Origin of the sequence: Luteitalea sp., from assembly GCA_009377605.1 — a bacterium.
Classification (GTDB): Bacteria; Acidobacteriota; Vicinamibacteria; order Vicinamibacterales; family Vicinamibacteraceae; genus WHTT01.
This window is the reverse complement of the sequence record WHTT01000060.1, coordinates 25,131-40,142: the sequence shown is the minus strand read 5'-3', so window position 1 is coordinate 40,142 and position 15,012 is coordinate 25,131. Positions and strand designations below refer to the sequence as shown.

General features: G+C 63.4%; 13 protein-coding genes. 3 read left to right on the top strand and 10 right to left on the bottom strand.

From position 1 onward, the window contains the following. The 4 genes from GEV06_18915 to GEV06_18900 form a co-directional block, all read right to left on the bottom strand. The coding region (locus GEV06_18915; GenBank protein ID MPZ19963.1) for a hypothetical protein at positions 1-695 on the bottom strand (695 nt) is incomplete at its 3' end. A 99-nt stretch (positions 696-794) separates the two neighbouring features. Then, entirely contained in the window at positions 795-2,930 is a 2,136-nt protein-coding gene (locus GEV06_18910; protein MPZ19962.1) for a hypothetical protein, read from the bottom strand. 159 nt (positions 2,931-3,089) lie between these two features. Then, positions 3,090-6,272 (bottom strand): hypothetical protein, encoded by a 3,183-nt coding sequence (locus GEV06_18905; protein MPZ19961.1) that lies wholly within the window; start codon positions 6,270-6,272, stop codon positions 3,090-3,092. Then, positions 6,265-6,924 (bottom strand): UTRA domain-containing protein, encoded by a 660-nt coding sequence (locus GEV06_18900; protein MPZ19960.1) that lies wholly within the window; start codon positions 6,922-6,924, stop codon positions 6,265-6,267. The genes GEV06_18905 and GEV06_18900 overlap by 8 nt, the downstream gene beginning before the upstream one ends. A gap of 19 nt (positions 6,925-6,943) precedes the next feature. On the opposite strand from GEV06_18900, the gene GEV06_18895 reads away from it, so the two are divergent. After that, entirely contained in the window at positions 6,944-7,258 is a 315-nt protein-coding gene (locus tag GEV06_18895) for a hypothetical protein (GenBank protein ID MPZ19959.1), read from the top strand. An 11-nt stretch (positions 7,259-7,269) separates the two neighbouring features. On the opposite strand, the gene GEV06_18890 is transcribed toward GEV06_18895, so the two are convergent. From GEV06_18890 to GEV06_18870, 5 genes are all read right to left on the bottom strand, one after another. Beyond that, the gene (locus tag GEV06_18890; GenBank protein ID MPZ19958.1) at positions 7,270-8,394 is read right to left on the bottom strand and encodes a hypothetical protein; all 1,125 of its coding nucleotides are present in this window, start codon (positions 8,392-8,394) and stop codon (positions 7,270-7,272) included. A gap of 637 nt (positions 8,395-9,031) precedes the next feature. Then, positions 9,032-10,582: a serine hydrolase gene (locus GEV06_18885; protein ID MPZ19957.1), complete on the bottom strand. Its 1,551-nt coding sequence runs from the start codon at positions 10,580-10,582 to the stop codon at positions 9,032-9,034. 25 nt (positions 10,583-10,607) lie between these two features. Next, a complete protein-coding gene (locus GEV06_18880) occupies positions 10,608-11,480 on the bottom strand; it encodes a hypothetical protein (protein MPZ19956.1) in 873 nt (290 codons plus the stop codon). Positions 11,481-11,579: 99 nt separating this feature from the next. Next, on the bottom strand, positions 11,580-11,960 hold the full coding sequence (locus tag GEV06_18875) for a cupin (GenBank protein MPZ19955.1): 381 nt from the start codon (positions 11,958-11,960) through the stop codon (positions 11,580-11,582). Positions 11,961-12,058: 98 nt separating this feature from the next. Next, positions 12,059-12,487 carry a hypothetical protein gene (locus GEV06_18870; GenBank protein ID MPZ19954.1) on the bottom strand — a complete coding sequence of 143 codons (429 nt, stop codon included), beginning with the start codon at positions 12,485-12,487 and terminating at the stop codon, positions 12,059-12,061. A 230-nt stretch (positions 12,488-12,717) separates the two neighbouring features. Between GEV06_18870 and GEV06_18865 the strand changes: the two genes are divergently transcribed. Together GEV06_18865 and GEV06_18860 are read left to right on the top strand one after the other, a co-directional pair. Next, positions 12,718-13,041 carry a hypothetical protein gene (locus GEV06_18865; GenBank protein MPZ19953.1) on the top strand — a complete coding sequence of 108 codons (324 nt, stop codon included), beginning with the start codon at positions 12,718-12,720 and terminating at the stop codon, positions 13,039-13,041. Further along, a complete protein-coding gene (locus tag GEV06_18860) occupies positions 12,993-13,862 on the top strand; it encodes a hypothetical protein (GenBank protein MPZ19952.1) in 870 nt (289 codons plus the stop codon). Before GEV06_18865 ends, GEV06_18860 begins: the two co-directional genes overlap by 49 nt. Before the next feature lie 319 nt (positions 13,863-14,181). Here the strand turns inward: GEV06_18860 and GEV06_18855 are convergent, their stop codons facing one another. Next, positions 14,182-14,910 (bottom strand): hypothetical protein, encoded by a 729-nt coding sequence (locus GEV06_18855; protein MPZ19951.1) that lies wholly within the window; start codon positions 14,908-14,910, stop codon positions 14,182-14,184. Positions 14,911-15,012: the final 102 nt, after the last annotated feature.

The following is a 15,012-nucleotide window of genomic DNA, read 5'->3' as shown; positions in this document are numbered from 1 at the left end:
GGACACACATGGCAGTCGTTGCCATAAGGAAAACGGAACCGTACCTTCAAGCGGCGCTGGGCGATCAAAGGAGAGTCAATACGCGCGGCGATCTGATCACGGTCCTGATGACCGAAGAGCTCTACTCGTACCGGTACGCCCTCCACCTGATACGTGCTGGTGATCTTGCCGCTCCATAAATCCAACTCCTGCCGCACCTGCTCGAAGTCATCGACTAGCGCCTCGGTGCCATCCTGCTTCAGCAACACCAATCCGACGAGGCCAAGATGCAAGCGGTGCGGGTTCGTCCGCAACCAGTCTGCCGCCGTCTTCTTCGCTCCTCCCTCATGTTGGACCGCATACGGGACACGTCTGCCGCCGCAGGTTGGATACGACTCGGCCACATCATCGATGCTGTATGCCTGTCCCGCGAAGCTGTGCCAGCCCCACTGAGATTGGGTCCCCAAAGAAATGCCGTCCTCATAGAGCTCCGGAAACGTTTGCAGCCCGCTGACGTCCACCGTAAAGGCAAATTCCCCGTTCCCCACCGAGAGCGACCCGAGGGAGTCGGCGTTCGTCAGCTTTACGTTATGCCGGGTGACCAGGGCGTGTCGGTCGATCGCTGCACTGCCGTTGTTGGATCGAGCACAAGCCAAGAAGCTTGCGAGCATCAACGAGATTGAGATGAGTCGCGTCGTGCAGTGGCGAATAGTCATCGGAAGCGTGTGACTCGCGAGCGTATCCTTCGCTACGGAACAAGGGCGCCGCCCGCAACATGATCTGCCGGGATGACGATAGGACTGCCGGAGAATATGTTACCGCGCAGGAATCATCTCGGTCGTCAGCCTGTCGGCGTTGGCGGCAATCCTGCTCTTGGCCGTCATGTCCCACACCGAGGTGTCCAGCTGCCGAAGCGCGAGCACCGACGTGATCCAGGCCTGCGTCCAGCCGGTCTCGACGGACCACGCTCCCCAGCCATGGTCCGCGTTGCTGGCCCAATATGCCCACCGGGTGAAGTCAAAGCCGCGGAACCAGGCACCGTCCAGCTCGGGACGACGCTCCGAAGAGACTTGGATACGACATAGGTACTCCGCCAAGCGGTCGGCGGCCTCGCGATACAACGGCTCACCGGTCGCGGCGGCCGCCTCGTGCAAACCGAGGAAGGCGAAGTTGCTCGTATAGAGCACGTCAGTCAGTGGGTCACCGTTCTCCTGAATGAGCGGGGCCTCTGACGTGCCGTACTCCTCATTCGTCTTCGGCGGCGTGTAGTGTCCCTGCGCCGCTGAGCCTATGGCTTCGCGAATCGCGCCAGACTGATCCTGCAGCGCCGTCAGGTCCCGCGCCATGAGCCGGAGCCACTCGCGGTGCTTCGGCGTGTCTTCCAGGCGCACGAGCCACGCCAAGGGCAGCAGCATGCGGGCGCGCTCCTGCTGGATACCGTTTTGCCACCGCCACCGGTCCGGATAGGCTTCCATGGTCTGACTGATGGCACGTCGTGTTCGTTCCAGAAACGGCTTGTACGCCGTCCTCTCGTAGGCCCAGAGGTACGCGGCCCACGCATACGCCTCGTAGTGCGGGGCATAGTGAATCCTGTCGCTCTCGAAATAGTGTTGCCAGCCGTGCTCTTGTAGATCGTCTTCCTCCAGCCGGTTGCCTCGAAACCCGAACCGGCCCGTTGTTCGCAGGTTGGCCAGCAGGGACCGCAACATGGGCTCGTCCCAGCGGTCCGAGTCGAGAGCTGCCGCGGCCAGCATGGTTCCAAGCAGCGCTCGAGCGTTGTCGTCTCCGTAATACACGCCCGTTCCAGCCGGGAGGAACCACCCCAGTAGTCCAAACGACGGGCTCGCCGGGTTGCGACGGGGGCCGCCCGCCAGCGGGGAGGTGAAGTACAGGAAGTCGAGGAGGTTCCGGGCGATTGTGGCGTCGCGTGCGTCTGCACGGAGTGCGCTGGCAAGCGCATACGCGGCAGCCACTTCTGCCGTGCAGTCACTCCGCCGGTCCCATCTCACCCACTGGCTGCCATCGGGTTGGATGTTGCTGGAGAATCCCTCGAGCACACCCTCGCGGCCATCGCCAACTTTCCACGCTGCGAGTGGGCCGGGGCCTACCCGCTCCTTCAGACCGTCGGCCTCGTCAAGCTGGTGTCGCCACGAGGCGTCTATCAACATGCGTGCAGACGCGAACCAGTCGATGCCTCGACGGAGCGCGTGCGCTTCCGCGTCCGGCGGGAGCGCCTCATCGCGTCCGAACGAAGGCCGGACGGACGAGGTCCACGCGAGCTCGGGCGGCTCGTCGCTCTCTGTCACCCAGGCCAAGATGTGCTTCCAAACGGTGTTCCAGGCTTCGGGTGGTGCGTAGCGCGCCGTTACGAACTGGCTCAGGCTCGTGGTCCCCACGAGAACAGCGCTATCTGGGTGCTGAAACAACAAGGGATACACGTCGTCTCTCGGCAACCCGTAGACAGCGGTGTCGAACCCGGCAACGCGCGCCAAAACGATGTCGCCCGATACGCCTTCGACTGGGACGAACCTCGCCCGGTGCACCGAGAGGATGGCAAGCCGAGGCACCCGTGGAGCTAGGGCGTCACTGGCGACAACAACGCGTTCCTTTTCGACAGCGCGCGGCGGCGCGAGCTCGAGGCGAGGCACATGCGAGGGATATTCAACATAGAGCCGCAGCTTCTTTGCTGTGGCTGTCGCGAAGAGCGAATCTGGGATGGAGAGGGGCCTTGCAGGGTACTCGTCAGCGAGCAGCAACACACCGGCGCGTTGAGGAGCCGCGGCGATTGCTTCCTCGGCGGTGTCGTAGCGCTGGACGGCAGCACCCGCCGCCACGAGCGCTTGATACAGATCGCTCCCGGGACGAGCCGCCATCACGAGGGGCCTTGGCGCGGCGCTCGACTGCACCTGCCCGAGCGTAAGCACCGCGGCGATGATCCAATGAATCGGCATGGTACCTACGCCCAGAGCTCCCTTGAATAGTCACTCGTAGCGCAGGCCTTTAGGCCTGCCTGCTAGACGGGCCGCGATTGGCGTCGCTTGGCAGGCCTAAAGGCCTGCGCTACGTCTGCCAAGGGGTGACGACACAAGTGAACTCCAGGAACTCCAGGATTAGAAGAGAAATTTCACGCCGAACTGGATGTTGCGACCGTCAGCCGCCGAGGTGATGCGGCCGACCTCGTCTGGCTCGCTGATGTTGCTGGCTGGCAGGTCAAAGTTCGCACGATTGAGAAGATTGAAGAACTCCGCCCGTATCTCCATGCGTAGCGTGTCGGTGAGCTGCGCACTCTTGAACAGTCCCGCATCCCAGCTAAAGAACCCGGGCCCAAACAGCATGTTGCGAGCCGAGTTTCCGAACGTGAACTCCGCGGGCTCGGCGAACGCCGCGGGATTGAACCACTGATCGATCGTCTGATTGGCCGGTTCGGGATCGCCGATGATATCCGCGCGGCCGCTCGGCCAGCCGAGCACTTGGCTGGCAAACGTGATCGAATAGGGCTGGCCGCTGCTGATGTTCATGATGCCAGCCAGTCTCCACCCGCCAAACAACGCGTCGGCGATGCCGTTCATCGATGACCCCCAGCGCTTGCCGTTGCCGAAGGGCAGCTCGTAGATGTAGTTTGCCGTCAGCACGTGTCGGCGGATGAAGTCCAGGTTGCCGCGATCGAGCCGCGTGTTGCGATTGTCCAGCGGTGGCTGGCCGTACACCTGCTCCCCCAGCGCGCGGGTGAACTGGTACTCGAGCTGAAACGCCAGCCCTCCGGAGAGACGGCGCACCGCACCGAGGTGCAGTTGATGCGTAATGGAGCTGCGGCCGGATTCCGTGTAGCTAATCGGTCCCCACGGCTGGAACGGCCGTCGCGGTTGGACCGCCCCCGGGGCCGGCGCCGGGTCGTTGAGATTGAAGTTCCGTTCGAGATGGGTTCCTTTGTTGCCGACATAGGATGCGCGAACCGCCGTATTGGGCAGGAGCTCGTACTCCAGCGTGAGGTTCCACTGTTGATGATACGGACTACGCCGATCCTGGGACACCGCGTTGATGCCGGGGCTGGTTGGAATGTTGCCTTGGCCCGGGAACGGATTCTCGAACGTCAACGACGGGAGCGGTCCGGGCTCTGGCTCGAACGATTCAGTGACGAGGAATGGCGGGTTTACCGCCATGAAGAATTGGCTGTAGTTGCTGATGACGTTGTAGTAGACCCCGTAGCTCGATCGGACGACGAAGCGCGAGGAGCCGAGCGGCCGGTAGGCGAACCCGAGACGCGGCGCGAAGTTGTTGAGATCCTTGTTGATGTAGTTCGAGGCGTCCAGTCCGACCTCAGAGCCGAGGACCACGGGCAGCATCTCCATCAACCGAGGATCCGGTGTTCCGGACAGCACCACAATCTGATTGAGCTCGGGATAGAAGTTCGACATGTCGCCGCGGGCATTCCGCAACGGGCTGGCATATTCATACCGAAGACCGAGGTTGAGGGTGAGCTTGGGAAGCACCAACCAGTCATCTTGTATGTACGCCGCCCAGCGGTTGTTGAGCGGCTCGGCCTCGACGTTCTTACTCACTCGCCCGGTGGCTGACGGCGAACCGAGCAGGAAATCGGCGAAGGGATGGCCGGTGTACCTGCCGTCAAAGTCGAACTGCCCGCGATAGGGCGGCGGATTCTGAAAGTTGAAGGCCGAGGCCCGCGCAAACTCGAATCCCGCCTTGATCGTGTGCTGTCGATGTGTCCAGGTCAGGGTGTCCATGACTTGATAGGTCCGCTTGAGGTCACCGGAGCCCGGAAGGTCGAAGAAGCCTGTAAAGCCGACGATGTTCACGGTGGGAAGGCCGCCAAGACCCTCCACTGGAGCGATCAAACCGGGAATCACGCTGCTCGGATCGTAGTCGGAATTCTGTGGAGTCCGAAAGTTCTCCTCCTGATTGAATCCGAAACGAACCTCGTTGATCAATGAAGGTGAGATCACGCGCAAATACGACGCACCAAGGTTGCGCGTGGCGATTCCGAACCCTCCCCAGTTCCCAAACCTGTCCGTGGCGTTCCCCCCGGGAGAGACGAACGGACCGTCATTCACGTGGTAATAACGTCCGGTCACACGATCGCTTGGTGTCACCTCGTAGTCGATGCGGCCTGAATAACGGTCCATGTTCTCCCGGCGGGGAAGCGTGACGACCAGGTTATCCCCCAACCCGGCAGCTCCCGTACCCGCCATGTTCGGCTCGGACGCAAACTCCAGCAGCTCCGTGGCCACGGGGCTGATCCGGTTCGCGGGAATCCGGTTATCGGGGAACGGCGCACCCGACAGCGGGTCAGTGATGGTTGGGAGCCCGCTGAAGTCTCCGGACCGCAAGGCCGCGGTCGGCATGGAGCGGACACCCGTCTCCGACTGCCGGAGGCGCAAGCCCTCGTAGCTGCCGAAGAAGAAGAGCGTGTTGCGGATCACGGGTCCGCCGAGAGAGCCACCGAACTCATTGCGGCTGAATGGTCGCTTGGGGAGATCCGTCGCGAAGAAGTTCTTCGCGGAAAGGGCGCGGTCCCGATTGAATGCAAACGCGCTCCCATGGAGCTCGTTGCTGCCACGCTTGGTGGCCATGACAATCTGCGCCCCGCCGGAGCCGTACTCAGCCGAGGCGCCGTTGGCAATGACCTTGAGCTCGTCTATGGCGTCGACCGAAGGAATCGGTCCGACGAGCCTGCCGTTGCCGACGTCGTTCGCGTTCACGCCATCGACCGTCATGTTGGTCGACCCCACCCACGTCCCGCCCGAGATCAGCGGATTGGAGCTCGACCGCTGAACCCCCGGGCCAAGCGCCAACAGCGCATAGATGTCTCCTCTGCCGTTGAGCGGCATGTTGGCGATCTGAGGGCCATCGACGACGCTTCCGACCTCGGAGCGCTCGGATTGCACGACCGGAGTCGCGCCCGTTACCTCCACCTCGGTCACTACGCCGCCGACCTGCAGCGTCGCATCGACACGCGCCGTCTGATCGATCAGCAAGCGGATTCCAGAGATCGTGCTCGTCTGGAATCCATTGGCTGAAATGGTCAGCTGATACGTGCCTGCTTCGACACTCGTGAACGTGTAGCCACCATTGGCACCGGTCGTGGTTGCGCGAAGCACCCCGGTCTCGACGTTCAACAGCTCGACGGTGGCATTTGGCACGACCGCTCCCGATTGATCAGCGACCGCACCCACCACGGCGCCGCGAGTCACTTGGGCATCCGCTGTCGAGGCGCTCACAGACAGGAGCAGAAGCGCGGCGGCCGCCGAGACGAATCCACCTCGTCGCTCACACATGGGATTCTCCTTCCGCGTGCGTTCGAATAGCACGCACGATGGCCGTGTACATGTCGGCGCGGTATATCGTGAGCCCGATTTCCACCGGCGTGTTGTGGCGAGCAAACGCCCTTCGCCGGATCACCAGAACAGCGCCTCCGGCGGGCATCTCCAAGACCTTCTTCTGTTGGCGATCCGGCCGCGCGGCAGACATCTCTTCGACGCTGTGGTCCAAGTGCAACCCGTATTCGTTCTCCAAGACGCGGTAGAGCGACTGCGTCACCAAGTTGAAGCGGTCCAGGTCCGGACACAGATGACAGGGCAGCACGGCGGTCTCCAGCGCCAGCGGGATGTCGTCGCGCAGGCGAACCCGCCGGATCATCCACACCAGCTCGTTCTGGGGGAGGGCAAAGAGCTCTCGCGCCCCTGCGTCGGGCTCGCGTCTTGCGAACAGCAACAAACGCGAGGATGGCACGCCGCCGCGTGACTCGATTTCCTCGCTGAAGCTGCGCATCTCGTGCTGTAACTGTTGCATCCTCCGAGGCGCAACAAAGGTTCCTTGCCCCCGTTGGCGCCGAATCACGGCGACGATCGAGAGCTTCGGATACCAGCAGTTCCTCGCCACCAACTGCATCTGGCTGCTGATGCTCGGTGCCGGGTCCATTCCCAACATGGTCTTTTGCGCCTATCTCATGAAGAAGCACGCAAGCGGGCGTCTCTTTCTCGGACCGCGGCCCGATAAGACCTGGGGCGGGAGCATTCTCATGGGTCTGCTCTGGGGAGGAAGCATTTTCCTCTACGGCGCGGCGGCCCCGATGCTGGGCGACATCGGCCCATCCATCGGGTGGCCGTTGAGTCTGGCGACGGCGCTGCTCGTCGCCAACACCGCAGGATTTCTGTTGGGAGAATGGCGGCACGTTGAACGCCGGGCAATTCAGAGAATGCGCGGCGGCATCGCCGTGTTGATCGTTGCGGTCGTGTTGTGCGCGGTATCAAGCACTCTATGAAGTCTTCAGCATCACTTCCCGCCTTTTGCGACGACCTGAAGGGACGCCTCATCGTCTCCTGCCAACCGTCTGAGGAGGATCTCGTTGGGGACCCATCGTTCATGGCAGGCTTCGCCCGTGCTGCGGTCGCGGGAGGTGCGGCTGGCATCCGGGCCAACGGCCCTGTCGACGTTCACGCGATCCGCCAAGCGGTGAGCGTGCCAATCATTGGGATTCAGAAGGTCCCCCACGCGAGTGGCAAGACCGTCATCACGCCCTCTCTCGAGGCGGCCCGTCCCTTGGTGGAAGCGGGCGCCAACATGATTGCGCTCGACTGCACCGATCACGCGCGCCGGAGCGGAGCCCTGACGACGCTGCGGCGTATCAAAGACTTGCCGCGTGAAGCCGGGCGGCGGCGCGAACCGCTCGAGCGTCAATGGGATCATGCGCGCCACATCCTTGTTGGCCTGCGCGATCGTGACGCCCGGCTTCAGCCGCGCGATACCGAGATAGCTAAAGTTCCCAAGGAAGATCTCGGCGCGGTTGAACCGGAACGGCAGCAGCACGGCTGGATTCCTGTCGAGGAACCTGAACGATGCGGGCAGCACACCGATCACCTCGTGCGGCTTGCCGTCGATGGTCACGGCCTGACCGACGATGTCTCGAGCGCCTCCGAACCGACGCTGCCAATACCCGTACGTCAATACCGTCCGATCCGGACTGCCAGGCGCGTCGTCTGCCTTGGTGAAGAGTCGCCCGAGCAGCGGCTGCACGTTCAGGACCGGGAGCGTGCCGTCGGTCACGTACAGCGTCTCGACGCGCTCAGGCTCGCCGCGGCCGGTGATCGACACCTCAGGAAACGGGGCCCACAGCCCGACGTCCTCGAACACGCGGTTCTCGTCACGATATGTGAAGTAGGTGGAGGGACTCTGGGTGAAGAGATCAATGTCCAGCCCTGGCGCCGTGTGCCACATGCCGACGAGGCGGTCCGGCTCAGCGAAGGGCAGGGGCTTCAGCAGGACGCCGTAGAGCACGCTGAAGATGGCTGTGTTGGCGCCGATGCCGACGCCGAGCGTCAGTATCGAGACGGCCGTGAAGAGCGGCGTGCGGAATAGCCTGCGCCACACACGACCAAATCCTGCAAGAGGAAGCGCCATCGTGTACCTCTGCTTTCAAGGGGGCTACGCGTCCTGACAGGCATTCTGCCCCGGTGTCACCCCCCTGCGTGCGTCCCTTAGGACAGAGCGTCTAGCCTCATAGTGCGAAGTGCGTGCCACGCGACTGGCGTCGAAGACTGCCCGATTTCTTGCCGACACGTTGTATCAACCTGCAGATGAGATTCGCGGAGAGCGTCTCGGAGTGTTCGAAATCGGCGCGGTGCGTCCCATGACCGAACAGGTCCAAATCGTTCTCGCGCTCGGGTGCGCGGGGAGTCGCTGCCGAACCGCCACGCGTCGGAGCAGTCGCAGCGCCTGAGCGTCCCGCTAACCTACCCTCGGTAGGCTCGAGCCGACCGCATGATCGACAATGTAAAGCCAAGTGCCGTCGGACTGCTGGCGGACGATTTCCGCCGAGCCGAGATCATCAGGCTGTTGGAGCCTTGGGCGAAGACGTCTGCTGGCGCTCCAGACTAGTGTCCCAAGACTAGCTTCTCGGCGGTCCTGTCCCGGAACGCCGGCCGTTTCACGCGCCGTACGGAGCTTCCTGTAGACATTCGTCGTAGCCGCGGTCGTGTGTCAGGGACGGCTCGATCCGACACGTCTCCAACGACAGCTGGGGGAGACGAAGGCATGGTCATAGGGGTCGCTTCAACTCGGCCCAATGCGTCAACGCATTGCCGACGCGCTCGCCGGGGGTCGATAGCGCAATGACGGAGCCGTTCAACACATCACCGCGAAGCTTGAGATCCAACTGGAGACGATAGTCGCGGCGCTCGACGTCCGGCGTTCCAATGGTGCCGGGAAACCGGCCGGTGAAGAACCTGTTCCGGAACGTCACGTTGTCGACCGGCGTCGGCGCGGCATCGCCGAGCGCCGCGATCACGGTGTCGTCTCGAATGGTGATCGAGAAGGGCAGGTCGCCCGTATACGCAGCAAGTGTCCCGCGCCAGGTCCCTTGGAGCGGTTGGAGATCCGTCGCCGGTGCACTGTCATCGTCGTTTTCCGATTCCTCGGCACAGCCCGGTAGCAACGCATTCAAAACGTCCTTCGTGATGACGCCCGGCCATCGACTGGAGCTGTTGGCCAGGACTGCGACGGCGAGATCGTGCTCCGGCACCATGGTGAGACTCGTGCTGACGCCGCCCATGCCGCCGTTGTGGCCTACCAGAACAGCCCCCGTTGCACATTTGTCCGTCCCCCACCCGATGCCGTACGCAGCCTTGGGAGACATCTCGGCGGTAGGACGCTGCATGACCTGGCGGGAGGCCTCTGAGATGACTGCGCGCTGACCCCTGACGTCGTCGCCCAGATGAAACATCGCAAACCGGATCAGATCGTGCGCGCTCGCATACACGGCAGAGCCGCCGCGGTGATCGAAGTCGTAGAAGGGAATCGGCGTCCCGTCCGGTGCATAGCGAACAGCCTGCTGATCTTCCAAACCCGGCGGCACACCGACGGCCGAGTGGCTCATCCCAAGGGGCTCGAACACTTCCGCGCGTGTGAACTCGGCGTAGCTCATACCGGACCGCCGTGCGATCACGTAATCGATAAGCCCGTAGCCGAGATTCGAGTACTGAAAGCGTTCCCCTGGAGCGGTCACGAGGTTGGCGTAGCGCCGGATCGTTTCATCCATCGGCGGTCGTCGGTAGGGCTCATCCGCGTAAAAGAACTGATAGTGGAGTGGCAGCCCGGACGTGTGGTTCGCGACCCGCCGCATTGTCGCCTCACGCGCCGGACCAGCACGGCCGGTGACCTTCGCGTCGCCGAGGTACTCGTTGATCGGCCGGTCGAGATCCACGAGAGCTCGCTCGACCAAGATCATGAGTCCCGTCGCGGTAATCGGCTTGGAGATTGACGCCAGCGAGTACGGCGTGTGCGGCGTGGCTGCAAGCCCGGCCTCCTTGTTGGCCATGCCGAACGCCGCCTCCCAGAGGATCCGACCGTCGCGCGCCACCGCGACCGCCATCGACGGCACGCCCTCGTCTGCGACAACGCGCTCGATCTTGGTCTCTATCTCCACGAAGTTCGTGGCGGGCGGCGCGGACGCGCAGGCGGAGCCCAACGCCAGGCCACACGACAATAGAAGCGCCATCCGTGCGCCGATCACGCGGCACCCTCCTCCCAGGCTTCGACCTGCGTCTCTGCGCCGACGCCGATCAACCGCTGACACGTCTCGCCCCAGCATCGGACACACGGGCCGTCAGTCGGCCTCACCGGTCCTCGGTGCCCTCAATCGCGGCCACGCCCACGCTGGGGCAACCAGTCGGCTTCACGCCGAGTGAGACACGTGAGCCGCAGCGGAGCAGTGCAGCTTCGCCCGGACCTTGAAAGAAACTGTAGCCTTCGCGGGTGGTCCACGCCAGAGGACCGCCGACCGTCCGACCCGCCTTCTGCGCGGCCTGCTGCGCGCGGGTGACCAGTGCCTCGTATTGCGGATCCCCTTGCCGGAGACCTGAAAAGCTGCCCAGATCCGTGCTTGCCACGAACACGACATCGATGCCCGGTACGGCGGCGATCTGGTCAGCGATCTCGACCCCCGCGGGATTTTCGATCATCGCCACGATCATGATGTTGTCGTTCGCGGTTTGACGATACCCGTCGCCCCAGATCGCGCCGTACTGGCCGCCCCCCTGACTGCGCCGGCCAATCGGCGGGTACTTGGCGAACTTGACGGCAGCCTGCGCCTTCTCGACCGTGTCCACCATCGGCACGATGATGCCCAGGGCGCCGACGTCCGCCGCCTTCTGAATGTCGCCCTCGGTTGCGTCCGGCACACGAATGAACGGGATCGCCGGAGCGCCCTTGCAGGCCATCAACATCCGCGCGACATCCTGATAGGTGAGCGGGCTGTGCTGCATCTCGATCCAGGTGAAGTCGAACCCGGCATTTGCCACCGCGCAGTAGATCTCAGGGCTGGGGATCGAGACCGTGGCGCCGACGACCTTTTGTCCCTGGGCCAGCTTCTGCTTGACCGTGTTGTACGTTCTCGCAGCGGCCGGTTCCTGCCCGCGTGCGCTCGGGGACGTGATGGTGAGCAGCGCCATCGACGCCACCGCCACGAGTGGGATGTGGTTTGCGATCATTCGTGTTCTACCTTTCCGCCCCGAGCGTGTGATGCCGGTTGCCTGAGCGTCCAGCACAGTGTGGACGATTCTGCCACCCGGGTCGACACCAGTTTTGGATCACGCCTCGTTCTTGCGAGCCGCATACTCGCTCGCGCCCATCAGGTGCAGGGAGACGTACGGGGCGTCGCCCACCACCCAACTGTCGTGACCGGGTGGGATATAAAAGATATCGCCGGCGTGCATCTCAATCACGCGGCCATCGTTCATGGCCGCCGTTGCGCATCCAGCCAGGACGATCCCCACGTGCTCGACATCACAGCTCGTCTTGCCCATCGCGCGTCCAACGTCATCGGACCACTTCCAGCCGGGCTCGTACGTCGCGCGGCCAATGGTCAGGCCGCCAATGTGAACCAGCTCGAATCGCCCCTTGGCGAACGTTCGAACCTCGTCCGGGCGATCGAATCGCTTCAGTACCACGTCAAGCACGAGCACCTCCATTCCAGATACGTTCAGGAACCGTCTTGAAGCCGACTGGTTGGCCACCATCCGTCCCGGACGGCATCGTGAGCTTCGACACGGAAACTCAACATCGAGATTCAGGCGCGCTCAACAATATTCTTTACGTCGGGGAGCGCGTTCCTCCAGAAGAACCTCGCATGCCCGAACGCTTCGTCACTCGCAAGATTCTCGTGGCTGACCTCGAGAGAGGTCTCGTCGCCTTCGGGCGTCAGCGTAAGCGTGATGACGGTTCGGGTCTCGTCCGAATCGGGGAGTCGAGATATGACGCTCCAGTGGTTGTAGCGCAGAAGTCGCGCCGGCTCGCAGGCGAGGACGGTGCCGCGATCTCGAAGAGGACGCCCGCGCACGGTCCACGTGAATGTCATCGCGCTGCCGGGCTCCCAGGTTGAGTCGACCTGGGTGCCGCCCATCCATCGCGCGAGCTTGGCCGGAGCGACGAGTGAGCTCCACACCTCACTCGGCTTCGCGCGAATCCGGATGGCCTGCTGAACCGATCGAGTCGTCATGGCGACCCATCCCCCCAACCAACGGCCTCGTCCGAGGATACTCGACAACGAACGACATCGCCGGAAGGGCCCGCGAGATCCTGACCGTCTCCGCGAAGCCTTGGTTCGCCCCGAGCCTCACAAAAGTTTCACAGCGATTTCACATTCATCAAAGGACGCCTCCGCTTGGAGCTGCGTAGGCTCTAGCACTTGGACCCGATTCTCGCACGTGGCGGACGAAGGAGGGAGCAATGCCAAGGTATGACGTGATCGTCGTGGGCGCTCGCTGTGCCGGAGCACCGCTGGCGCTGCTACTGGCCAAGCGGGGAGCGAAGGTCCTACTGGTCGACCGTGCGACGTTTCCCAGCGATATCCCGCACGGGCACTTCATCCACCGGCGGGGACCGCGGCTGCTCAAAGAATGGGCCTGCTGGACCAGATCGCCGCGGCGACACCCGCGGTTCGCAACATGGTCTCCGACTTCGGCGACTTTCCGCTGGTGGTCCGCGACCTCGTCGAAGACGATGTGGCCTGGGCGTATGCGCCGCGCCGGACGACGCTCGATAAGATCCTGATCGACGCGGCAGTCGGGTACGGCGTCGAGGTACGGGAACGCTTCAGCGTTGGTGAGTACGTCTTCGAGGGCGATAAGTGCGTTGGAATCCGCGGAGGGATAGCGAGCGGCACGACCGTGGAGGAGCGCGGGACCATCACGGTAGGTGCCGACGGGCGCCACTCGCGCCTTGCACGAGCCGTGAAGGCGCCGATCTATCAGCAATCGCCCGCCGTGCTCTGTTACTACTTCTCCTATTGGAGCGGAATAGAAAGTGAGGAGTTCGAGCTCTACGTCCGAGCGCAGCAGCGCCGAGTGATCTTTTCCTTCCGGACGGAGCAGAACCTCTTTGCTGTGTTCATCGGCATGCCCGTGGAGGAGCTGCCAGCGATTCGCAGGAACATCGACGCCGCCTTCATGCGATCGCTCGATACCGTGCCAGATCTTGCCGATCGCGTTGGAGCGGGCCGGCGCGAGGAGCTGTACTATGGAGCGTCCGACCTGCCAAACTTCTACCGCAAGCCGTTCGGCGCGGGATGGGCGCTGGTAGGTGATGCCGGCTATCACAAGGACCCCTACCTCGCGCTTGGAATCAGCGACGCCTTCCATCACGCCGCCCCCCTCAGCTCCGCGATCGCCGACGGCCTCGGCGGGCGACGTGTCCTGGACGAGGCACTGGCCGACTACGAGCAACAGCGTAACGAGACGTCAGCAATTGATTACGAAGAAAATCTAGCGGCTGCGCGTTTCACACCGTTCCCACCCAGGTCATGGCAGTCCGCGCTGCTATCAGGAACGATCCGCAGGAGTCGACGCGCTTCATCAAGGCCCGCATGCGCATGATCGATCCAGCGGAGTTCTTCAACCCGGAGCACCTACAGCGACTCCTCGGTGCCGTCGCGGTATGACGAGAGGATCAGAAGCCTCAAAGGATCGGTGAACGGACGCCTCGGCGAGGCGTCCCTACCACTGATTGGGTGGCCGTGTCGTCCGCCGGTGTTTCCCCGGGCTCGATCAACAAGCTGCAGGGCACGGACGGAATGGGGGGCGGATGGCGCCCTCGCCGGCGTGGCTGCGAGGGGGGCGAGACAACAGCGCCCCGCCGGCGGCGCCCGGCGGGGCGGCAATCGGGCCAAGGGCGGATGACCGCCCGTCTCGACGCCTAGCGCGTGAACTGCAAGCGGACCTTCTGGAGCGCCAAATTGGTGCTGGCGGCGTCGAAGCGGACCCGCGCCAGATACGTGCACTCCCGGTTGTTGACCGGCCGGTTGAGGCTCACGACGTTCGATGTATGACCAGGTGTGCCGCTCGTCGCGGCGCTGGCGATGGTGGTGACCGCGGGGGCACCGCCCGCGAACTGCGGCTGGCAGACCTCGAACACGAAGAACGCGAGATTGGACGGGTTGTTATCGAACGCCCAGAACCGGAAGAAGCTCAGGGTCGCGCCAGTCGGCACCTCGAACTGGGCATCGGCGAACCGCTCGGTGCCTGCGCGGCTGAGATCCGTACAGCAGTTCGGCCCTCCAGCGTAGCGCCATTGGGTACCGGTGGTGTCGATACGCCCGATGAACTCCTTCGCCGATATCGCGCTGAAGTCGACGCCGGTGGTGGGAGTCGCCTGAGCGATGATGGCGTCCTCCTGGTCGGATATGATTGCCAGACCCACCGCGTTGTCCATGTAGACGTTATCGGCGTCTGGAGCAAAGCCCATGCTCTGCAGCACTTTAGGATCGGTGACCTGGGTCGCATCGGCAACCTGGGCCGATGCCGGCAGAGCGGCGCCCAGACCGACCAGGGTCAATACGATTGCGGGTAGCTTGTACTTCATGCTGTCCACTCCTGTCAGAAACGGGCGCTCATCGCCCTTGTTCACTACGGTCTGCTCTTCCATGAGACAGACACGCAACGCCGCGACAGGGGCTCACACGATCTTCGAAAACTAGTGCCCGCGCTGCACACCGGACCTTGCCTGTGCGGCCCATCGCGTCGTCCA